This window comes from Streptomyces sp. NBC_00057 (genome assembly GCF_045041165.1).
Lineage (GTDB): Bacteria > Actinomycetota > Actinomycetes > Streptomycetales > Streptomycetaceae > Streptomyces.
The window spans coordinates 5,601,687-5,623,023 of sequence record NZ_CP108256.1 but is presented as its reverse complement, the minus strand read 5'-3'; the positions used below and the strand labels follow the sequence as shown (position 1 = coordinate 5,623,023).

15 protein-coding genes are annotated in these 21,337 nt (G+C 70.4%); 8 read left to right on the top strand and 7 right to left on the bottom strand.

Going from position 1 to position 21,337, the window contains the following annotated elements; all coding sequences use genetic code 11:
* The first annotated feature begins 298 nt into the window (after positions 1–298).
* Complete coding sequence (locus tag OG953_RS26490) at positions 299–727, top strand: metallopeptidase family protein (protein ID WP_405687356.1); 429 nt, start codon at positions 299–301, stop codon at positions 725–727.
* 54 nt (positions 728–781) lie between these two features.
* Here the strand turns inward: OG953_RS26490 and OG953_RS26485 are convergent, their stop codons facing one another.
* The 3 genes from OG953_RS26485 to OG953_RS26475 form a co-directional block, all read right to left on the bottom strand.
* Positions 782–2,308 carry a DUF5719 family protein gene (locus OG953_RS26485; protein WP_405687354.1) on the bottom strand — a complete coding sequence of 509 codons (1,527 nt, stop codon included), beginning with the start codon at positions 2,306–2,308 and terminating at the stop codon, positions 782–784.
* A complete protein-coding gene (locus OG953_RS26480; protein WP_405687352.1) occupies positions 2,305–6,096 on the bottom strand; it encodes a glycosyltransferase family 2 protein in 3,792 nt (1,263 codons plus the stop codon). Before OG953_RS26480 ends, OG953_RS26485 begins: the two co-directional genes overlap by 4 nt.
* Positions 6,097–6,401: 305 nt before the next feature.
* Complete coding sequence (locus OG953_RS26475) at positions 6,402–6,665, bottom strand: WhiB family transcriptional regulator (RefSeq protein ID WP_030927001.1); 264 nt, start codon at positions 6,663–6,665, stop codon at positions 6,402–6,404.
* 701 nt (positions 6,666–7,366) lie between these two features.
* Here OG953_RS26475 and OG953_RS26470 point away from each other — a divergent pair.
* Genes OG953_RS26470 through OG953_RS26460 form a run of 3 tightly spaced genes read left to right on the top strand, consistent with a single transcriptional unit; the run spans position 7,367 to position 10,201 of the window.
* Positions 7,367–7,906, top strand: coding sequence for a cysteine dioxygenase (locus OG953_RS26470; protein ID WP_405687351.1), 540 nt, complete (start codon positions 7,367–7,369; stop codon positions 7,904–7,906).
* 13 nt (positions 7,907–7,919) lie between these two features.
* Positions 7,920–8,876 carry a 2-phospho-L-lactate transferase gene (cofD, locus tag OG953_RS26465; protein WP_405687350.1) on the top strand — a complete coding sequence of 319 codons (957 nt, stop codon included), beginning with the start codon at positions 7,920–7,922 and terminating at the stop codon, positions 8,874–8,876.
* On the top strand, positions 8,873–10,201 hold the full coding sequence (locus OG953_RS26460; protein WP_405687349.1) for a coenzyme F420-0:L-glutamate ligase: 1,329 nt from the start codon (positions 8,873–8,875) through the stop codon (positions 10,199–10,201). Before cofD ends, OG953_RS26460 begins: the two co-directional genes overlap by 4 nt.
* Before the next feature lie 159 nt (positions 10,202–10,360).
* Here OG953_RS26460 and OG953_RS26455 read toward each other — a convergent pair whose 3' ends face one another.
* The 3 genes from OG953_RS26455 to OG953_RS26445 all read right to left on the bottom strand — a co-directional run bounded on the left by OG953_RS26455 (position 10,361) and on the right by OG953_RS26445 (position 13,965).
* A complete protein-coding gene (locus tag OG953_RS26455) occupies positions 10,361–11,359 on the bottom strand; it encodes a DNA-3-methyladenine glycosylase family protein (protein WP_405687348.1) in 999 nt (332 codons plus the stop codon).
* 60 nt (positions 11,360–11,419) lie between these two features.
* Entirely contained in the window at positions 11,420–12,511 is a 1,092-nt protein-coding gene (locus OG953_RS26450) for a sugar phosphate nucleotidyltransferase (protein ID WP_405687347.1), read from the bottom strand.
* 125 nt (positions 12,512–12,636) lie between these two features.
* Positions 12,637–13,965, bottom strand: coding sequence for a peptidoglycan recognition protein (locus tag OG953_RS26445; protein ID WP_405687346.1), 1,329 nt, complete (start codon positions 13,963–13,965; stop codon positions 12,637–12,639).
* Between the two features lie 137 nt (positions 13,966–14,102).
* Here OG953_RS26445 and OG953_RS26440 point away from each other — a divergent pair, with 137 nt between their 5' ends.
* The 4 genes from OG953_RS26440 (at position 14,103) to OG953_RS26425 (ending at position 20,036) form a co-directional block, all read left to right on the top strand.
* Positions 14,103–14,855 carry a TIGR03089 family protein gene (locus OG953_RS26440; protein WP_405687344.1) on the top strand — a complete coding sequence of 251 codons (753 nt, stop codon included), beginning with the start codon at positions 14,103–14,105 and terminating at the stop codon, positions 14,853–14,855.
* Between the two features lie 169 nt (positions 14,856–15,024).
* Positions 15,025–16,287: an LCP family protein gene (locus OG953_RS26435; protein ID WP_405687343.1), complete on the top strand. Its 1,263-nt coding sequence runs from the start codon at positions 15,025–15,027 to the stop codon at positions 16,285–16,287.
* 223 nt (positions 16,288–16,510) lie between these two features.
* Positions 16,511–18,319, top strand: a complete 1,809-nt coding sequence (locus OG953_RS26430; RefSeq protein WP_405687342.1) for an LCP family protein — start codon at positions 16,511–16,513, stop codon at positions 18,317–18,319.
* A 49-nt stretch (positions 18,320–18,368) separates the two neighbouring features.
* Positions 18,369–20,036 (top strand): LCP family protein, encoded by a 1,668-nt coding sequence (locus OG953_RS26425; RefSeq protein ID WP_405687341.1) that lies wholly within the window; start codon positions 18,369–18,371, stop codon positions 20,034–20,036.
* A 76-nt stretch (positions 20,037–20,112) separates the two neighbouring features.
* Here the strand turns inward: OG953_RS26425 and OG953_RS26420 are convergent, their stop codons facing one another.
* A complete protein-coding gene (locus OG953_RS26420) occupies positions 20,113–21,126 on the bottom strand; it encodes a glycosyltransferase family 2 protein (RefSeq protein WP_405687340.1) in 1,014 nt (337 codons plus the stop codon).
* Positions 21,127–21,337: the final 211 nt, after the last annotated feature.

Here is a 21,337-nt window from a genome sequence, read left to right as displayed (position 1 = left end):
GAGCGGGCTGCGACGACTCTCCCTCAGGTCACCCCACCGTGTCGCCCTGTGACCTCCGGCACAACCTCCTTCCGGGCAGTCCTTCCGACCTGCGGAGGAACCCGGAGGCGCAGACCGTATCGGCAACGATTCCGGTCACCACTCGGCACAAAAGCTGTCATTCAGCAGGAGATCAATAGTCAGGAGCTGGGCCTGAAACGGGCTCCCGTTTGGCCGGATTGTTCAGGATTGGACATGCCGATGCCCTGTCAGGGAGCAGCGATCCACCTGCGCCGCAGAGAGTTACCCTGCGTCAGTGATGGACAGTCCCGTACCTCCCCAGCCGTCCGAGCCACGCCCACGCCGTCGTGACCGCCATGGCCGCGGCATGCGCGGGCCCGTCGCCCCGCCCCAGGTGCCGCTCTCGGCCAGCAGGGCGGAGAACTTCCGTGATCTCGTGCAGGATTCGGTGGAACGGCTGGAGCGGCGCTGGCCGCAGCTGGCCGATGTCGACTTCATGGTGCTCGATGTGCCGGGGACTCAGGAGGAGACCGTACCGCTGGGGCGTGCGGTCTCGGCGGAGAAGGACCGGCCCGCGCAGGTCATCGTCTACCGGCGGCCCGTCGAGATCCGCACCAAGAGCCGCGACGAGCGCGCCCTGCTGGTGCACGAGGTCGTGGTGGAGCAGGTCGCGGACCTGCTCGGTCTTTCGCCGGAGTCGGTCGATCCGCGGTACGGGCAGGAGTAGGAGCGGCGGTACGAGCGGGCCCGGCGCCCGGTCCCACCCGTACCGCCCGCCCGCTCAGTCGTCCAGGACCGACAGGTCCTGCTCGGCCGCGGGCACCTCGACCGTTCCGCCGTCGTCCGGCAGGGTCTGCACGGTGAACATCTGGATGCCGTCCTGCGGCAGGGCGAGCGTGCGTGCGGCGTGGACCGGGCCGCCCGACTGTGTCTCCACCGTCAGCGCGTAGCCGCCCTTGAGCCCGGACGGTACGGGCGGGGTGACCGCGAGCGTCGTACCGCCCTTGACCGTGTAAGTCTTGACGGTCTGTTCGCCGCCCTCGCTGCCCGCGGAGGCGGTGACCTTCACGGTGGCGGTGGCACCCGGCGCGGTGAGCGAGAGGGTGGAGCCCTCGGCCCGGTTGTCGGCCGCGGTCGCCTGTGCACCCACCGGGCCGGTCGCCGGGATGTAGCCGACCTCCTGCGCGTCGCCCTTGCCGCGGACCACACGCAACGCGGCCACCACCGGGGTGCCCTTTCCGCCCTGGGCCGGGGTGAGCAGCAGGGAGCCGGCTTCGCCCCTGGTGATGTCCTTCAGGTCGATGCCCGCGGTCATCCTCGACTTGACGTAGAGGTCCTCGCGTCCGGCCGGGGAGATCGCACCGGTCTTGCCGAGCAGTTTCACCTTCAGATCGGCGTCGTCGTCGCCGGGTGCGAAGGCCACCAGACGGACCGAGGTGGCGTCCGCCGGGATGCCGGGGAGCACCAGGGTGCCCGTCGGGTCGGTCGAGGCGGCCAGCCAGTCGCTGCCGGTCTCTTCGTCCGCGGTCCTGACGACCGCGCCGACGCGTCCGGTACGGGTGGTGACGTGGACGGTCACGTCCTCGGCCACCGCGCTGGTCAGCGTGGAGATCAGGACCGGGACGCTGGACCGGGCGGGCACCGTGATGCCCTCGCCCACATCGGACTTGAGGGTGCCGTCCGGTCCGTACAGCTCGATGTCGGCGACGGCCGCGGTGTCGTCCGGGTTGGTGAGGTGGACGTAGTCCTCGCGGGACTTCGCGGTGCTCGCGGCCGGGAACCAGAAGTCCGTGTCGGGTCCGGTGCAGCTGACGCCGAGCAGGCCGCGGGCGCCACCCGCCTCGACCGTGGTGGTCTGCTGGGTGGTCCAGCCAGGGGCCAGGCGGCCGGTGGCGGTGCCGACCAGCGCGGGGGCGTCGGCGCCGGACTCGTCGGCGGTGGCCGGCTTGCCGGGCTCCTTGAGGGAGACGACCGGCTTTCCGGAATCCGCCTTCGCCTTGTCCTTCTTCTCCTTGTTCCCGTCCTTGCCCGTGGCGTCGTCGGCCGTCGTGGACGTGGACTCCTTCAGTTCGGCCGTACCGGCCTCCCCGCCGCTGCCGCCCGCCGGGGTGAACGACGTGTATGTCGTCTCCGCGAGGTCCGAGAGACCGGGCGCCGGGCAGAGCAGGCTGGACCGTTCCACCGGCAGCCGGGTGGCGGCCTTCGCCTCCGTCGTGCCCCCGTCGCCGGGCGCGGTGAGCGCGGCGAAGCCGGTGACAGCGGCGAGGGCGACGGTGCCCGCGATGAGGGACAGGCTGGTGGACTTCACTCGGACTCGCCTCGCGATGCGTTACCGGTCGGCCACGGGTTCTGGCCCGGGACGGGGTTCTCGTCGGGGTTCTGCGGGTCGTACTGGCCCTGTTGGCCGCCCTGTTGGCCGTAGTGGACCTGAGGGTCGTACGGAGCCTGCGGGTCGTACTGGGGGGGGTGGGAGGCGTACTGGGCCTGCGGGTCGTACTGCTGTTGCTGCTGCGCGTAGCCGTACGGGTCGTAGGCGTTCTGCTGGTACGGGTCGGCGGTCGCCCGGTGCTCCTGCTGCGTGCCGTACTGGTCGTCCTGGTACTGCTCGCCCTGGTACTGCTGGTAGTCGGCGCCCCGGTACTGCTGCGCGTCCCATTCGCCGTACTGCTGCTGCGGCACCGCCGGGTACTGACCGCTGTCGGCCTGCGGGGCGAACACTTCCTGGTCGTCGGTCTGCTGCGGATGCGGTTCGGCCGTCTGCTGTGCGGGGATGTACTCCCCCGCCGACTCCTCGGCGCTCCCGCCCGGCTCCGACTCGGCCTCCGCCTCCGCCTGGGCGGCCGCGCGCAGCCTGCGTGCCCGGCGCCCCTCGCCCGCGACCGGCTCCGCGGGGACTGCCATGTCCTCCTCGGGCAGGTCGTCGTCGATCTCCCGGCGGCGGCCGGGCAGGGCGAGGACCACCAGGACCACGGCCAGCGCGGCCTGGGCCCAGATCCAGGCGGTGTGGGTGAGCGGGGTGTTGTACGTGAGGTCCAGGGTGCCTCCCTCGGCGGGGAGCTCGAAGCCCTGGGCCCAGCCGTCGACGGTCTTCCGGGTCAGGGCGCGCCCGTTGAGCGTGGCCTCCCAACCGGGGTCGGCAGCATCGGCGATCCGCAGCACCCGGCCGGAGCCGCCTGCCGGAATCTTTGTGTGCGCCTCGACGGGGAGGGAACCCACGGGCAGCGGTTCGTCGTCGGCGCCGGACGGGATGATCATGACGCGGGCGACCTGCCGGTCGACCCGCCACAGCGCACTGCCGTCCAGCTGGCTCAGCCGGCTGAGGCCCGGGGTCGCGTCGAGGACCCGGCTCATCTCCTTCGGAGCGCCGTCCCGGACCAGTACGTAACGGATCGCGAATCCGCTGAGCTGGCTGCCCTGGTCGGCGCCGGAGCCCGCGACCAGATTGGCGACGACCTTGTCGAGGTGGCTGTTGCTGCCGCCCGCCTCGACCAGTTCCGCGTCACCGAGCCGCGCGCCGGAGCCGCGCACCAGGGTGTACGAAACAGCGGCGGGCGATGTGCCGCCGAGGACCAGGGTGCGCGGCTGGTCGCGGGTGGTGCTCTCCTCCGCGACGAATGCGGGCACCTGCACCGGGTCGCGGCGCTCCAGCGGGCCCGCGGCGCCGCCGATCATCCAGCCGGCGGCGGCCACCACCGGGGCGAGGCCCGCGGCGAGAGCGATCAGTGCGGCGACGGGCTGGCGCCAGCCGAAGCTGAGCTCGGCGACGCGCACCCGGGCGCCGTCCGCGCCGACCAGCGCCGCGACGATCAGTGCGATGCCGTAGACGAGGGTGGCGGGGCCCGCCCAGCCCGAGCCGTTGGCGAGAGCGGCGAAGACCAGTGCCACGAGCGCGACCGCCCACGCGGTGCGTACCGCGAACTGCCGCTCCCCGCGCAGCAGCGCCGCCAGCGCGGCCAACACGATGCCGAGCAGCAGCACACCGCCCGCGGCCTTGGGGCCGCCGGGGCTGATGCCTAGCAGGTCGAGTGCGGAGGCCGTGCCCGTATCGATGTCCAGGCCCGCCTCCTTCAGGAAGCCGGACGGGTTGGTGAGGAGCGAGAGCGACCAGGGCGCGAGAACCAGCAGCGGGGTGCCGATCGCGGCGAGGAAGCGGAGCCCGTACGCGGCGATGTCGTCGCGGCGCAGTGCGAGCACCCCGATGCCGAGGACCACGGCGATCGGCCAGACGATGGGCGTGAAGGCCATCGCGAAGGTGAGGAGCAGGGTGTACGCCCAGGTGGCGCGCCAGCTGCCGCGGGCGTCGCCGGCGGCGCGCATGCCGTGCGCGGAGACGGCGGCGCGGGCGATCAGGGGGAGCAGGACGGCCAGTACGGCGGTGCCGAGGCGGCCCGTCGCCAGTGCGCCGGTCGCGGCGGGCAGGAAGGCGTACGCGATGCTCGCCCAGGCCCGCAGCAGCCTTGATTCGAGCAGCGGCCGGGAGACGAAGTACGCGGTGAGCCCGGCGAGCGGGACCGAGCAGACCAGCAGCAGAGTGAGCGCGAAACCGGTCGAGCCGAGGAACAGCGCGGACAGGGCCGAGATGACGGCGAGGTAGGGCGGTGCGGTCTGCGTGCCGCCGGTACCGACCGCGTGCCAGCCGTCCGCGTACTTGCCCCACAGGTCGGAGACGTCGGCGGGCGCGGGCAGCAGTGCGCCGCCCGCCAGCGCTCCGCCACCGAGCAGGCTGCGGCAGGCGACGAGCGAGACGAGCAGCAGAAGGGCGAAGAGCACCGGGCCCGGCTTGCGCCCGATCCGCTTCAGCCGTGCGAACTGCTCGATCTCCAGGAAGTCGGCGTCGTCGCCACCGGGACCGGACTCCACGGCACCGTGCCGTGAGCCGCCCGAGTCGGCATCGGAACCGTCGCCGAAGTTTCCTGCGACCTGCTCGACGGTGGCACGGACGGTGGCGCCGGGCGGCGGGAAGAGGCCGTGCAGTTCGGCCTGGTCGACGGCGCCCTTGCCGCGGCTGCGCCTGGCCGAGAGGATCCGCCCGGGGCGCAGCAGGGTGCCGAAGAGCCCGGCGACCTCGTCGAGGGCCTGGCCGGGCACCTTGCCGACGAGATAGGCGAGGGTACGCAGCAGGGTGCCGAGGACAAGCCGGAGCATCACCCAGGGCAGGGCCTTGGCGCGCGCGTTGACCAGCATCGTGTAGACGGCGCCGGCCTTGTCGACACGGTGCGGGGAGGCGACCGAACGTCCTGCGCAGTCGATGGGGCGGCGCTCGCGGGCGGAGGCCTCGGCGTGCCTGAGGACGGCGTCGGGGGCGACGAGCACCCGGTGTCCGGCGGTGTGCGCGCGCCAGCACAGGTCGACGTCGTCACGCATCAGCGGGAGCCTACGGTCGAACCCGCCGAGCTCCTCCCAGATGTCACGGCGGATCAGCATGCCCGCGGTGGAGACGGAGAGCACGGTACGGACCTGGTCGTGCTGGCCCTGGTCCTGCTCGCGCCGGTCGAGTCCGGTCCAGCGGCGACCGCTGTTGGCGATGGAGACGCCGACTTCGAGCAGTTGCTTGCGGTCGTACCAGCCGCGGAGCTTGGGGCCGACGATCGCGGCGTGCGGGTCGGTGTCGACGACGCGCAGCAGCTCGGCGAGCGCGTCGGGTTCGGGTGCGCAGTCGTCGTGGAGCAGCCAGAGCCACTGCACAGGTTCGCCGTGCGGCAGTTCGGGCAGGTCGTACGCGTCGTCGCGCCAGGACCTGCTGACGGGGTCCCAGCTGCTGGGGCGCTTCAGGTACGGCAGGTCCTCGGGGGTGAGGAGGCCGGCCGTGCGGGTCGCCTCGTCGACGGCGGTACCGAAGCTCGTACGGCGCGCGAGGTGCAGGACGCGTTCGGCGCCGAGCGCCTCGGTGACCAGCCGCGCGGAGTCGTCGGCGCTGCCGGTGTCGGCGGCGACGACGTTCTGTACGGGGCGTTCCTGCCCGAGCAGCCCGGCGAGCGCGTCGGGCAGCCAGCGCGCGCCGTCATGGGAGACGAGCACGGCGGTGACGACATGCCGGGGGAACTCTGGGGCGGCGGCAGCCGCGTACGGCGCCGTCGATTGGCTGTGCACGGACATCGAGGTACGGGCCCTCCGGCCGGGTCCGGGGGGCGTCCCCCCGGGGGCTGCATCGGTGTACACGCGCGCTCCGTCGGGGCGTTGGCGCGTCTCGGACGGAGCCCCACACTAACGGTACGGATAACCGCGGTGCCGCCGAGCGGTTGAACGAGAGCGGCGACGGGGCGGTGATGGAGCGGCGACGGGCACAGCGATGGCCCGTCGCCTGCGGGGGGAGCCGGCGACGGGCCATGATCGGTCGCGGTCCGGTGGGGGGCCGGTGCGCGCTTCGTATGCGGGTGTTCTGTTGTTCCGGTGGTCCGCGGTCAGACGGCGGCCTTCTTCAGGCGGCGCCGTTCACGTTCCGAGAGGCCGCCCCAGATTCCGAACCGTTCATCATTGGAAAGCGCGTACTCAAGGCATTCGGAACGGACTTCACAGGCGAGACAGACCTTCTTGGCCTCGCGGGTGGATCCGCCCTTCTCGGGGAAGAAGGACTCGGGATCGGTCTGGGCGCACAGTGCGCGCTCCTGCCAGCCGAGTTCCTCGTCCGCGTCCTCGACCAGCAGTTGCTGGAACAGCTCGGTCATGTGCGCCCCTCGTCTGTCTCTTGCGTCCCCGTGATGCAGCCGTTACTGATTGCGGCCGAACGACACGAGTGAAATTACAAGTGTGTAGCTCCAGGCCAGTCAAGCGAAGATCTGCTATTGGCCCCGGTATTCACTCTGCGGAACCAAGGGTATGCGGAAAGTGTGCAAATCACCAAAAACCTGACATATGCCACAGGGCTCGCCACGCCCCCTCCTCTCACTGAGTGAGACGACCCGCGCCACCCTCATGTTTCGATTCGATCACCGAAGCGATCGAGATCACAGTCGGGTCACGAGGCCTCAACAACGTTTGCGGACGCGGTTGATGCGCCACATCTCCACCGCGACGGCTACACAAACCTTTCCCTGTCCGCAGTAACCGGATGAGGTGAAACATTACCCCCAAATCGGGCATTGAGTTGACAGCAGAGGATCGAGCCGGTCTCCTTGACTGCATGCCAGCGACCGCAGCGATGTACGCCACCCACGTCCGTGGGTTCCGCACCGCTGTCCAGGCGCGCTGTTGCTGTTCCAGCTGTCACAGCTGTTGATGCCGTAGGGCACCGGCTCTGATCCAGCTCCTCCTTTGCAGAGCTTCTCGCAGAGCGTCTCCGTAGAGCTTCTTCTCTGCGCCTCCGCAGCTCTCCGGTCTCCGAGACACCCCGCACATGCACCCCCCATGCCGAGGAACCACCGCTTCCATGAACAGCGACAGCGACCTTCAGATCGCCGGCGACATCCTTGAGGTCCAGCACCTCCTCCAGCCGGCCCGCGAGCACCCCTCCACCGTGGCCGAGTTCGTCGGACTCGCCCGCAGCATCGCCGCCGACCGCGCGCAGTGGGCGCCGCTCGTCCGGTACGACGCCACCACCCGCTGGTACCACCGGCTGCGCGCCGTTCCCCAAGCTCTCGGCTCCGCTCGAGCAGGGGAGACCCCACTTGGTTACGAGGTCTGGCTGCTCAGTTGGGTGCCCGGCCAGGGCAGCGGGCGCCACGACCACGGTCCGTCCTCCGGCGTACTGACCGTCCTGGACGGTCGGTTGACCGAGCGAACCGAGCGCGGGACGCGGGCGCTGGACTCGGGCGCGCAGCGCGTCTTCGCGCCCGGCTATGTGCACGAAGTGGTCAACGACTCTCTCGAACCGGCCGTCAGTCTGCACATCTACTACCCGGGTCTGACCGAGATGCCGATGCACGCGGCGCAATGCGCCCCGGCGGCCATGGATGTCGTACCCGCCTGACAAACTGCTGTACATGCGCATTGTGGTTCTGGCCGGCGGTATCGGTGGTGCTCGTTTTCTGCGTGGCCTCAAGCAGGCCGCGCCCGACGCGGACATCACGGTGATCGGCAACACCGGTGACGACATCCATCTGTTCGGGCTGAAGGTCTGCCCCGACCTCGACACCGTGATGTACACCCTCGGCGGTGGCATCAACGAGGAGCAGGGCTGGGGGCGTACGGACGAGAGCTTCCAGGTCAAGGAGGAGCTCGCGGCCTACGGCGTGGGGCCCGAATGGTTCGGGCTCGGCGACCGGGACTTCGCGACGCATATCGTCCGTACTCAGATGCTGGGCGCGGGCTATCCGCTGAGCGCCGTCACCGAGGCGCTCTGTGCGCGCTGGAAGCCGGGGGTCCGGCTGCTGCCGATGTCGGACGACCGGGTCGAAACGCATGTAGCGGTCGACATGGACGGCGAGCGCAGGGCGATCCACTTCCAGGAGTACTGGGTGAAGCTGCGCGCCTCGGTCGAGGCGCAGGCGATCGTGCCGGTCGGCGCCGAGCAGGCCAAACCGGCGCCGGGCGTGCTGGAGGCCATCGCCGAGGCCGATGTCATCCTCTTCCCGCCGTCCAACCCCGTCGTGTCGGTGGGGACGATTCTTGCCGTGCCCGGCATCCGGGAGGCGATCGCCGAGGCCGGGGTGCCGGTCGTCGGCCTCTCCCCCATCGTCGGGGACGCGCCCGTGCGCGGTATGGCGGACAAGGTACTCGCCGCAGTGGGCGTCGAGTCGACGGCTTCGGCCGTGGCCACGCACTACGGTTCCGGGCTGCTCGACGGGTGGCTCGTCGACACGGTGGACGCCGGGGCGGTCGACGAGGTGGAGGCCGCGGGCATCCGCTGCCGTTCCGTGCCGCTGATGATGACCGATGTCGACGCGACGGCGGAGATGGCCCAGCAGGCGTTGGTGCTGGCCGAGGAGGTACGGGCGTGAGCGCCGAGTCCCTCGGTTCTTCCCCGGCGCCGTCCTACCGGGTCTGGGCGCTGCCCGGGATGCCCGAGGTGCGGACCGGGGACGATCTGGCGAAGCTGATCGCCGCCACCGAGCCGGGGCTGGCCGACGGCGACGTCCTGCTGGTCACCTCGAAGATCGTCTCCAAGGCGGAGGGCCGGATCGTCGAGGCCGCCGACCGTGAGGCGGCGATCGACGCCGAGACAGTACGGGTGGTGGCGCGACGCGGCACGCTGCGGATCGTCGAGAACCGGCAGGGGCTCGTCATGGCCGCAGCCGGGGTCGATGCCTCGAACACCCCCACCGGAACGGTGCTGTTGCTGCCCGAGGACCCGGACGCTTCGGCGCGCGCCATCCGGGACGGGCTGCGGGACACCCTCGGCGTCGAGGTCGGCGTCGTCGTCACGGACACCTTCGGGCGCCCGTGGCGCAACGGGCTGACCGATGTCGCGATCGGGGCGGCCGGGGTCCTGGTGCTGGACGATCTGCGCGGCGGTACGGATGCGTACGGCAATCCGCTGAGCGCGACCGTGGTCGCCACCGCCGATGAGCTGGCCTCGGCCGGTGATCTGGTCAAGGGCAAGGCTTCGGGGCTGCCGGTCGCCGTGGTGCGGGGGCTCGGTCATGTCGTGGACCCGTCGGATTCCGCGGGCGGTGCCCGGGCGATGGTGCGGGTCGCGGCCGACGACATGTTCCGGCTCGGTACGTCGGAAGCGGTACGGGAAGCGATGACCCTGCGGCGTACGGTGCGCGAGTTCACCGACGAGCCGGTGGACCCTGGGGCGGTGCGGCGGGCCGTGGCCGCGGCGGTGACGGCACCGGCGCCGCATCACACGACGCCGTGGCGGTTCGTCCTGCTGGAGTCCGAGGAGTCGCGGACCCGGCTTCTCGACGCGATGCGGGACGCCTGGATCGCGGATCTTCGCCGGGACGGCCGGAACGAGGAGTCGATCGCGAAGCGGGTGCGGCGGGGCGATGTGCTGCGCCGGGCGCCGTATCTGGTGGTGCCGTGTCTGGTGATGGACGGCTCCCACACGTACGGGGACGAGCGGCGGGACACCGCGGAGCGCGAGATGTTCGTGGTCGCCGCGGGTGCGGGTATCCAGAACTTCCTGGTGGCGCTGGCGGGCGAACGGCTCGGCTCGGCGTGGGTGTCGTCGACGATGTTCTGCCGCGATGTGGTGCGTGAGGTGCTGGATCTGCCGGGGTCGTGGGATCCGTTGGGCGCGGTCGCGGTGGGGCGGGCGGCGGCCCAGCCCGTGGCTCGGGTGGGGCGGGATGCGGAGGGGTTTGTCGCGGTGCGGTGAGGTGGTGGGGGTGAGTGTTTCTTCTACCCGCCCCTTCCGTGAACCGGGGCTCTGCCCCGGGGCCCGGACCTCAAGCGCCGGACGGGCTGGGTGCATGCTCGGGGCTCCGCCCCGAACCTCGGTCCTCAAACGCCGGACGGGCTGAGGGGGCCTCTGCCGTTACAGGCGGGCGATGTCGCCTCGGGTCATTCGAGGGGCCCGACGGGGTGGGGTGTGGCCCGATAGGAGGATGAGGCGGGTGGCTCGGTGGCGTTGGCCCTCGTAGGGGGTGAGGAGGGCCAGCATTTCTTCGTCGTCGGCGTTTCTGTTGCCTGCCAGGGCGTGGCCGACGATGCCGGGGAGATGGAGATCGCCGACCGTGACCGCGTCCGCCGCGCCGTTTGACCGTTGGAGGGTCTCGGCCGAGGTCCAGGGGCCGATGCCAGGGATGAGTTCCAGGCGGGCCATGGCCTCCGGGAGCTCCATGACGGCCGCCTCCTCCAGGCGGCGGGCCACGCGTACCGCGCGCAGGATCGTGGCCGAGCGTTTGGCGTCGACGCCTGCACGGTGCCATTCCCAGGACGGGATCAGGGACCAGGTGCGGGCGTCCGGCATGACATGCAGGCCGAGGGCGGTGAACGCGGCGTGGTCCGTGGGGCCGGGCGCCGGGGTGCCGTGCTCGCGGACCAGGTAGCGCCAGGCGCGGTAGGCCTCGTCCGTGGTGACCTTCTGTTCGAGGATCGACGGGATCAGGGACTCCATGACCAGGCCGGTGCGCAGCAGGCGCAGGCCGGGGCGGCGGTGCCGGGTCAGGGCGAGCAGCCGGTGGCGCGGGCGGAAGGCGTCCGGGTCGTCCGTCGCGCCGAGCAGCGTCGGGAGCTGGTCCAGCAGCCAGGGTGCGCCCGGTCCCCAGGCCGCTGCCTCGATCCGGCCGCCCCGGGCCGTGACGCGGAGGGTTCCGGGGCCCGCGGGTGTGCGGCCGGCCCGCCAGACCGCGCCGTCCCGGGTCAACCGGAAGGTGGGGTCGGCGGGGCCGCGGCGCAGCGGGCCGAGGACCAGGCGCAGGTCGAGCGGGCCGGGCGGGGTCCAGTCGCGGGTCAGCGCGTCCGTCGCCGGAGCCGCCGCCTGGTGGGGGACGGCCGCGCGAGGGGCGCTGCGGGGTGCGAATCGTCCTGCCACGATGAGGTCCTCGGTCGTCGGGGGTGCCTGTCGAGGGTAAGCGCAGTGGCGGGTGCCCGGTTATTCGTCGGACGAGAAGCGCACCGCGGCGTCCGGCAGGACCGCCCCGCACCAGATGCGGATGCCGTCGCGCAGTTCGTTGTCGGCGCCGACCCGGGCCCCGTCCCCGATGACCGCGCCGTTCAGCACCGTACGGCTGCCGATCCTGGCACTGGCTCCGACCAGCGAGTCCGTGATCACGGCTCCCGGTTCGACGACCGCGCCGGCCAGGACCGCGGAGCCGTCGATCCGGGCTCCTTCGCCGATCAGGGCGCCCTCCCCGATGACCGTACCGCCGCTGAGTTTGGCATCGGCGGCGACGGAGGCCGTCCGCAGGACGAGCTGGTCGCCGCACCGGCCGGGGACGGCCGGGGAGGGAGCGTGGCCCAGGACCAGGTCGGCGGAGCCGCGCACGAAGGCCTGCGGGGTGCCGAGGTCCAGCCAGTACGTGGAGTCGACCATTCCTTGAAGGTGTGCGCCGGAGGCGAGCAGCCCGGGGAAGGTCTCGCGCTCGACGGAGACCGGGCGGCCGGCCGGGATGGTGTCGATGACCGACCGGCGGAAGATGTACGCCCCCGCGTTGATCTGGTCGGTGACGATCTCCTCGGGCGTCTCGGGCTTCTCCAGGAACGCGGTGACCCTGCCGCTGCCGTCCGTCGGTACGAGACCGAAGGCGCGCGGGTCCTCGACCCGGGTGAGGTGGAGGGAGACATCCGCTCCGGATGTGGTGTGCGAGGCGACCAGCGTCCGGATGTCGAGGCCGGTGAGGATGTCGCCGTTGAAGATGAGCACCGGTTCATCGGGGCCTGCGGTGAGCCGGGACGCCACGTTCCGTATCGCTCCGCCGGTGCCGAGCGGTTCGCGTTCGGTGACGTACTCGATGTGGAGACCGAGCGACGAACCGTCCCCGAAGTACGGTTCGAAGACCTCCGCCAGATATGACGTCGCGAGCACGATGTGCTCGACCCCGGCGGCCCGGGCGCGCGCCAGTTGGTGCTTGAGGAACGGGACGCCCGCCGCCGGAACCATGGGCTTGGGAGTGTGCACCGTGAGCGGGCGCAGTCTGGTTCCCTTGCCGCCGACCAGGAGGATCGCTTCTCTTGCCTCTGTCACAGCGCTGACTCTGCTTCCTGGTGGGGCCTGGCCTGGTTTCGGCTGGCCAGTGTATGCAGACCGGTCCGATTCGTCCCCGGTCAGCAGCTCGCAGCGGTCCGCAGCTGCCTTCCGCGGTGTTCCGTTCAGCGGCCCTGCAGTTGGGCGGAGCTGGTCCGGGCCGAGCCGAGCTTCTTGTAGAGAAGCGCTCCGGGGCATTCGGTTGCGAAGCCGTCCCGATGGCCGGAGATGACGTCGAGCTTGACCTTCTTTCCCTTCTTGAACTTGTTCCCGCCGCCCGAGACGAGTGTGGTCCTGCCCTGCGGGTTGGCTCCGAACAGGCCGAGCTTCCATGCGGTGAGCTTCGCGATGGCGTTCACCGCGGCGGCGGGCGGGTTCGAACCGGTGAAGGTTCCGAGCACCGCGATGCCCGTGCTGTTGCTGTTGAAGCCGCGCGTGTGCGCGCCCAGGACGGCCTTCGTCACGCCTCCGGCACGTCCTTCGTAGATGTTTCCGCACTTGTCGACGGCGAAGTTGTAGGCGATGTCGTGCAAGCCGCCGCTCTTGACGTGGTAGCGGTAGATGCCTCGCAGGACGGAGGGCGCCTGGGTGCACTTGTAGTTGTTGCCCGTGGCGCTGTGGTGGATGAACGCGACCTTGACGCTCTTGGTGTACACGAAGGCGCGCTCCCTGAGCTTCTCGTCGGCTCCCCAGCCCTTGCGGGTGATGATGCGCGGCCGGGGTCCGATGTACGGCTGGGCGCCGGGCGCGAGTCCGGCCTCCGCCTCGCTGCGTGCCTCGGTCTGCGCCTTGCTCAGGGCGGGGAGCACCCTCCCGTCGAGCGGTGTGGTTCGGTCGTCGCCGGTATCCCGGGCCTCGGCGCCCGCCGCGGGGAGTGGTTGCGGGTCCTTGTCGGGGTCGATGAGTTCGAGGCGCAGACCGGTGGGCAGCGGTACGGCGGGGGCGTTCCGGTCCTGCGGGTCGGTGGATTCCGGGCGTACGCGGACCGCGACGCCGTCCGAGTCGCCCACCCAGAGGGGGGCGGTGGAGCCCCGGACGGTCCCGGACTCACGCTCGGCGCTCCCGGGGTCCGCGGCGTGCTCGGCGTTGTGCGTCTCCAGGTCCTGCCAGTCCGACCAGCGGGTGGTGCCGATGGCACGGGTGCGGACCTGGACGGTGCCGTGGAGCTCGGTGTCCACGTCGTCCCAGACGACGCCGACCATGGAGAAGGGACGGACCTCGCGCTCGGACAGCCCCTGTTCGGCGACCTCGGCGGTCCGGGTGGGTTCGCCGGTGGCCCGGCCGGACGGTGCCGACAGCGGCAACAGCGGCAGGGACTGCGTCGAGCCCGGCACATCGGGCGGCTCGACGAAGGCGGTGGTGGTGTCGGGGGCGGCGCCCGCCGGCACGGCCGGCGGCAGTACGAGAACGGCCGCACAGGTGACACCGATCGAGGATGCAATGAAGGCACGCATACGAACGATCCTGGGCACATTCTGACAACTCCGGCTACCGGGGCGTCTCGGCGCAATTGACAGGCCGTCTGCCGAACCGGTGCACCCGGCGCCCGTCGACCCCAACCGGCCCGGCACCGCCGCGTACCCTTGCGCGGATGAACGCCACCGACCGCACCCCCGCCGACCTGCTGCGTTCCGCGCTTGCCGCGGACCCGGCCCGCCCCTTGGTCACTTTCTACGACGACGCCACCGGAGAACGCGTCGAACTGTCGGTGGCCACCTTCGCCAATTGGGTGGCCAAGACCGCCAACCTTCTGCAGGGCGACCTCGCCGCGGAACCCGGCGACCGGCTCGCCCTTCTGCTGCCCGCGCACTGGCAGTCCGCGGTCTGGCTGCTCGCCTGTTCCTCGGTCGGCGTGATCGCCGATGTGCAGGGCGACCCGGCCGGCGCCGACCTGGTCGTCAGCGGCCCGGACACGTTGGAGGCCGCGCGCGCCTGCCGCGGCGAGCGGGTCGCCCTGGCGCTGCGCCCACTGGGTGGCAGATTCCCGCAGGCACCCGAGGGTTTTGCGGACTACGCGGTCGAGGTGCCGAGCCAGGGCGACCGGTTCGCCCCGTTCGCACCCGTGGACCCGGACGCCCCCGCGCTGGCGGTGGGCGGTGTCGAGTTGACGGCGGCGCAACTGTTGGCGCGGGCCCGCGAGGATGCGGCCGGTCTCGGCCTGACCGCAGGGTCGCGGCTGCTGACGGGACGTACGTACGACACCTGGGAAGGCCTGAGCGCGGGGCTGTTCGCGCCGCTGGCGGCCGGTGGCTCCGTGGTCCTGTGCCGGCATCTGGGGCAGCTGGGCGAGGACGGTCTGGCGAAGCGCGTCGAGAGTGAACGGGTCACCAACACCGCGGCATGACAAGCACCCTGAGGACCACTCGTCCGGCCCATACCGGGTCGAGCCCTCAGGACTGCGCGTCAACTCCGGTACATGATCGGCGGTACAGACCACTCGGGACACAACCAAGCGTGAGGTTCAGCCGTCTACTCCTGCGACCGGCGGCCCAGCGCGCCGCCGAACGTGAAGGATGGACGCAGACGTGAGCGAAAGCGCCGGCCCGCCGGACGACTCCGACGACTCCGACGGCTCGGCTGCGGGCAAGGGCAAGTCGCAGGCCGGGGACGGCTCCGGCGCCGCCCCGGAGCCCGTCGCCGGGCACAGGCGCCGCTGGCTGCGCTGGACCGCGCTCGGCGTCTCGTTCGTGGTCCTGGCCTCCGCGGGCGCCGGCTGGTGGCTGTACAGGAAGCTCGACGGAAACATCAGGACCGACACCTCGGCGGCCGCCGAACTGAAGGTGTACGAGCGGGAGCGGCCCGCCTCCGTGGTGCACGGCGCGGAGAACATTCTGCTCATCGGCTCCGACAGCCGGGCCGGCGACAACCGTGAGTACGGTCGTGACGACGGCGGCAGCCAGCGCTCGGACACCACGATCCTGCTGCACCTCGCCGCGGACCGGAAGAGCGTCACAGCGATGTCCCTGCCGCGCGATCTGATGGTGGAGATCCCGGTCTGCCACAAAGCGGACGGTACGGCCACGAAGAAACAATTCGCCCAGTTCAACTGGGCCTTCGAGTTCGGTGGCACCGCCTGCACGATCCGTACGGTCGAGAAGTTGACCGGCGTCCGGATCGACCACCAGATGGTCGTCGACTTCAACGGCTTCAAGGACATGGTCGACGCCGTGCACGGTGTCGAGGTCTGCCTGAAGAAGCCGGTCGATGACGCCGACGCCCATCTGAAGCTCCCAGCCGGGCGCCAGAAGCTCAACGGTGAGCAGGCGCTGGGGTATGTACGGGCCCGCAAGTCCATCGGCAACGGCAGCGACACCGAACGGATGGACCGCCAGCAGCAGTTCCTGGGCGCGCTGGTGAACAAGGTGCAGAGCAACGGCGTCCTGCTCAATCCGACCCGTCTCTACCCGGTGCTGGACGCGGCCACCAAGGCACTGACCACGGACCCGGGCCTGGACAGCCTCAAGGACCTGTACGAGCTGGTGCGCGGCCTGCGCGAAGTACCGACCGACAAGGTGCAGTTCCTGACCGTGCCCCGGCAGCCGTACGCCGCCGACCCGAACCGGGACGAACTCGTCCAGCCCGACGCGAAACGTCTTTTCAAGCGGCTGCGCGAGGACACTCCGGTCGCCGTGGTCCCGGCGGACCGGCTCAAAGGTGACGACGGGAAGAACAACGGGAAAAACAATGCCGCGACCGATACACAGGACGCTGCGGGCCCGAGTCCCACACCGACCTATTCGGGCAACAACGCGGCAGCCGACCTGTGCAAGCAGTAAAGCAATTCCCAAGCAGAAGCCGGTGATCGGCATGTAATGAGCAGAATGACCACTTGTAAGGACCGTGGAATTTGTCACGCTCGTCGCTCGACGCCGAACCGGGCCGATAGTGTGACGCGATCCAGTGCTTCCGGCCGCCAGGCCGCGCACTTCTGGAGCGAAAGATCGAGCGCCTGATCGGGGGAGGCGCCTCGGGTGGCACCGACGGAGGACTCAAGCAACCGTGGATGCGCAAAGCCGTGGGCGGGCGGATGAATTCGACCCCGCAGACCAGTGGATCCTCAACCCGCACACCGGCGATTACGAACTGCGACTGAATAATTCCGGAGCGGATTCGGCCGGCGCTTCCCAGGCGTCGGGCCCGCGCATCCCCCGTCGCAGAGAACCGGTCCGCGACGGTGGCGGCGAGCGCAGAGCCACGACTCGTGACGGCGGTGGTGAGCGCCGGGGTCCGGCCCGTGACAGGCACGGGTCCGCTCCGCGCCGCGAGGTGCCGGGGCAGCGAAGCCGCCGTTCGGCCAATGGCCCGCGCGGCCAGGAGGGTTCGGGCCCCGGCGAGAGCACGGGCCGCCGCAGCCGCAAGGCCCCCAAGGCGCGCCGCAAGAAGGCGCTGTTGTGGACGGTCGGCACGATGGCCTTCGTGCTCGTCGGCCTGTCGGTGGGCGGGTACTCGCTCTACCAGCACTTCAACGGCAATCTGGGCACCGTCGACATCGGCGGCGCCGGCAACAAGAACGTCGTCGATGCCGATGCCCCGGTCGACATATTGATCATCGGGACCGACAAGCGCACCGGTAAGGGCAACGAGGGATACGGCGACAAGGGCAGCGTGGGCCACGCCGACACCAACATCCTCTTCCATGTCTCCAAGGACCGCACCAACGCGACGGCGCTCAGCATCCCCCGCGACATGATCACCGACATCCCGGACTGCACCGCCAAGCAGCCGGACGGCTCGGAGAAGGTCATTCCGGGGACACAGAACGTCCGCTTCAACCAAAGCCTCGGCCAGGACGGCCGCAACCCGGGCTGCACCATGCGCACGGTCGAGGAGATCACCGGCCTGAAGCCCGACCACGTCATGATGGTCGACTTCAACGCGGTGAAGGAACTGTCCACCGCGGTCGGCGGCGTCAAGGTCTGTCTGGCCAAGCCGGTCAAGGACCCGGACTCGCATCTGGACCTGCCGGAGGGTGAGCACCGGATCCAGGGCGAGGAAGCTCTGGCGTTCGTACGGACCCGGCACAGCTTCGGCAACGAGAGCGACCTGGACCGGATCAAGGTCCAGCAGCAGTTCCTCGCCTCGATGATGCGGGAGATGCAGTCGAACGACACCCTGACCAGCCCGACCAAGCTGTACAGCCTGGCGGACGCGGCGACCAAGGCGCTCACCGTGGACCCCGGCATCGGCTCGGTGACGAAGCTGGCCACGCTGGCCCAGGAACTCGGCAAGGTCGACACCAAGAACATCACCTTCACGACGGTGCCGGTCATGGACAACCCGGCCGAGAAGGTGAAGGCCACGGTCGTGCTGGACACGGCCAAGGCCGAACCGCTGTTCGCCATGATGCGTGAGGACACCTCGCTGACCGAGGTGAAGGCGCAGAAGAAGGCCGCGAAGAGCAAGCAGGACGCGCTCCTCAAGGGTCCCAAGGCCGCCGCGGCCGAGATACGTGTCGATGTGTTCAACGGCGGCAAGGTCGCCGGTGCCGCGCAGACGACCGTGGCCTGGCTGCAGAACAACCAGGGCGTGCTCAAGTCCACGAACAAGGCCAACGCCCCGGCGAAGATCGACAAGACGACGCTGGAGTACGCGCCGAACCAGGCGGACCAGGCCCGTGCGCTGGCCGCCATGATGGGCCTGCCCGGCTCCGCCATGAAGAAGGGCACCACGGACGCCGAGGGGCTCCAGGCGATGGTGCTGACGCTGGGCGCCGACTTCAAGGGCGCGGGCATTCCCATCACGGGACCGGCGAAGGTGCCGGACGGTATTCAGCAGGCAAACGCCGACAAGGCAGAGTGCGCCAAGTGACACCGGGTCACTGCGCCAATCCACGAGTCTGAGCAGCAGGGGGGTCCTGGTGGGACGGAGCAGTACACCCGGGGAGGGGACGCGACCACGCGTCCGGCACACCGGCCAACTCGGCCGGGACGACGGGGTCTACGAGGACGCCCCGGAGAAGGGTCCGGACTCCGGCGGACGGTCCGCCCCGGCGGACAGCGGCCATCGGCGCGGCGGCCCCAAGCGGCACGGCAAGAAGGGCAAGCGCCGGGCGCTGCGCTGGGGCGCTGCGGTTCTCGCGCTGCTCATAGTCGGCGGCGCGGGCGCCGGATATCTCTATTACGAGCACCTCAACGGGAACCTCAAGAAGGAGGACCTGACGCTCGGCGACAAGAAGATGGCCGACCACAAGGCCAATGCCGCCGGTCAGACCCCGATGAACATCCTGCTCATCGGCTCGGACGCGCGGAACTCCAAGGAGAACCAGAAGCTCGGCGGGGGCAAGAACACCTTCGGGGCGCCGCCGCTGGCCGATGTGCAGATGCTGCTCCATCTCTCCGCCGACCGCAGCAACATGTCGGTGATCAGCATGCCGCGCGACACGCTGCTGAAGATCCCGAAGTGCACCGACCCGAAGACGAAGCACGTCTACCCCGCGACCACGGGCCTGGCGATGACCAACGAGACGCTCGGCCGCGGCGGTCCCGGATGCACCGTGGCCACCTGGTACGAGCTCACCGGCATCACCATCGACCACTTCATGATGATCGACTTCGCCGGTGTGGTCTCGATGGCCGACGCGATCGGCGGTGTCCCGGTCTGTGTCAAGGGCAACGTCTACTCCCACACGAGCACCGGCAAGGGCTCCGGGCTGAAGCTGGAGGAGGGCACCACCAAGGTCAAGGGCAAGCAGGCCCTCCAGTGGCTGCGGACCCGCTACGGCTTCGAGGACGGCACCGACCTCGGCCGCACCCACGCCCAGCACATGTACATGAACTCGATGGTCCGTGAGCTGCGCAAGGGCACCAAGCTCACCGACCCGGGCAAGCTGATGGGCCTCGCCGAGGCGGCGACCGACGCGCTGACGGTCGACAAGGGCGACAAGGGCCTCGGCAGCGTCACGAAGCTGTACGACCTCGCGGGCGAGCTCAAGAAGGTGCCCACCAAGCGCATCACGATGACGACGATGCCGAACGTCCTCGGAACGGGTCCGAACGAGGGCCGGGTGCTCCCCACCGCCGAGGCCGATCAGCTGTTCCAGATGGTCCGCGACGACATCCCGCTCGACGGCAAGGCGTCCAAGCGCAAGGCCCCGGCCGCCAAGGAGGCCACGGCGCCCATCGCCGAGATCCCGGTCAGCGTCCGTAACGGAACCCGCACCGACACCGAGTACCCGGTCAAGGGCCGGGCCTCGGCGGTCCAGGAGCTGCTGAACGGGAAGGGCTTCACCCAGGCCACGGTCGACGCACAGAACACCGATGCGACGGCGCACACCGGGGTGCTCTTCCCCAGCGTGGACATGGAGGGCAATGCCCAGGCCGTCGCCAAGGCGCTCGGCATCCCGCTCACGGCGGTGAAGAAGTCGACCGACGTCTCGGGCATCACGCTGACCGTGGGGGGCGACTGGCGCGAGAGCGGGGACTATCCCGCGTCCAAGGCCAAGGAGAAGACCCCGGAGAGCGCGCGCGCCCTGAACGGCGACGACGAAACGGCCTGCATGAAAATCCAGCCGGGCTTCGGCTGGTAGCTCCGGACCGGGCACAACGCACTGTGGGGGCCTTCCGGCACATCGGAAGGCCCCCACACCGCGTCGGCGGCTGCCCCTACACCGTGACAGCCGGGCGACGGCTGGCGATGACCTTCTTCGCCAGCGAGCGCGGGCTGGTCAGGAAGCCGTACCCCCACGACATGTGCATGGTCGCGAGGGCCACCGGGATCTGTGCCCGCGCCTTCAGCGACAGGCCCTTGCCGGCCGGGACGGACCCGGCGACGATCGCCGCGACGTACCCGGCGGGGACAACGAAGGCCCACGGGGTGACGGCCGCACCGACCACGATGCCCGCCGCGATCGCGCAGACGGCGGTGGGCGGCGCCAGGTAGCGCAGATTGATCGAGCCGGAGTGGTAGCGGGCGACGACGTGCCGCCAGCGGCCGTAGTCCTTGTACTGCTTGGCGAGCGCCTTGATGGAGGGCCGCGGCCGGTACTGCACCTTCAGCTCGGGCGAGAACCAGATCAGACCGCCCGCCTCGCGGATGCGGAAGTTCAGCTCCCAGTCCTGGGCGCGGATGAACTCCACGTTGTAGCCGTCCGCCTTCTCCAGGGCCTCACGGCGGAACACTCCAAGATATACGGTCTCCGCAGGGCCTGCCTGGCCGCCGGTGTGGAAGGCCGCGTTGCCGACGCCGATCTTCGACGTCATGGCCGCGGCCACGGCGTCCTCCCAGGCGTTCTCGCCCTCGGCGTGCATGATGCCGCCGACGTTCTGCGCACCGGTCTCCTCCAGGAGGCGGACGGCGGTCGCGATGTAGTTCGGCGAGAGCATGCCGTGACCGTCGACCCGCACGACTATGGGGTGGCGGGAGGCCTTGATCGCGGCGTTGAGGGCGGCGGGAGTGCGGCCGGTCGGGTTCGGGACGGTGTGGACCCGGGGGTCCTCGCGTACCAGCTCCGCGGCGATCTCGTCCGTACGGTCCGTGGAGGGGCCCAGCGCGATCACCACCTCCATCTCACCTGCGTACTCCTGCTCCAGGATGTGCCGGACGGAGTTCCTGAGATGGCGTTCCTCGTTGAGCACCGGCATGATCACGGAGACGGCGGGATGCTGCGCGGCAGACATGGTGGTCCTCGGGTGGTCCTCGGGGGCGCCGGGGGTTCGCACCCCACCAGGCGGCGTTATTCGGCCGCCACGTTACCGCGAATGGGGGACACCGGCGCGCGCCACCGGGTTGCTTCGCGGGCTGCAGATCGTATGGGCCTACTGTGCGAACGGTCCCCCTTGCACCGCGGAGGTTCCCCCCGTGCCCACGCCGCACCCCTCCCCCCGTTCG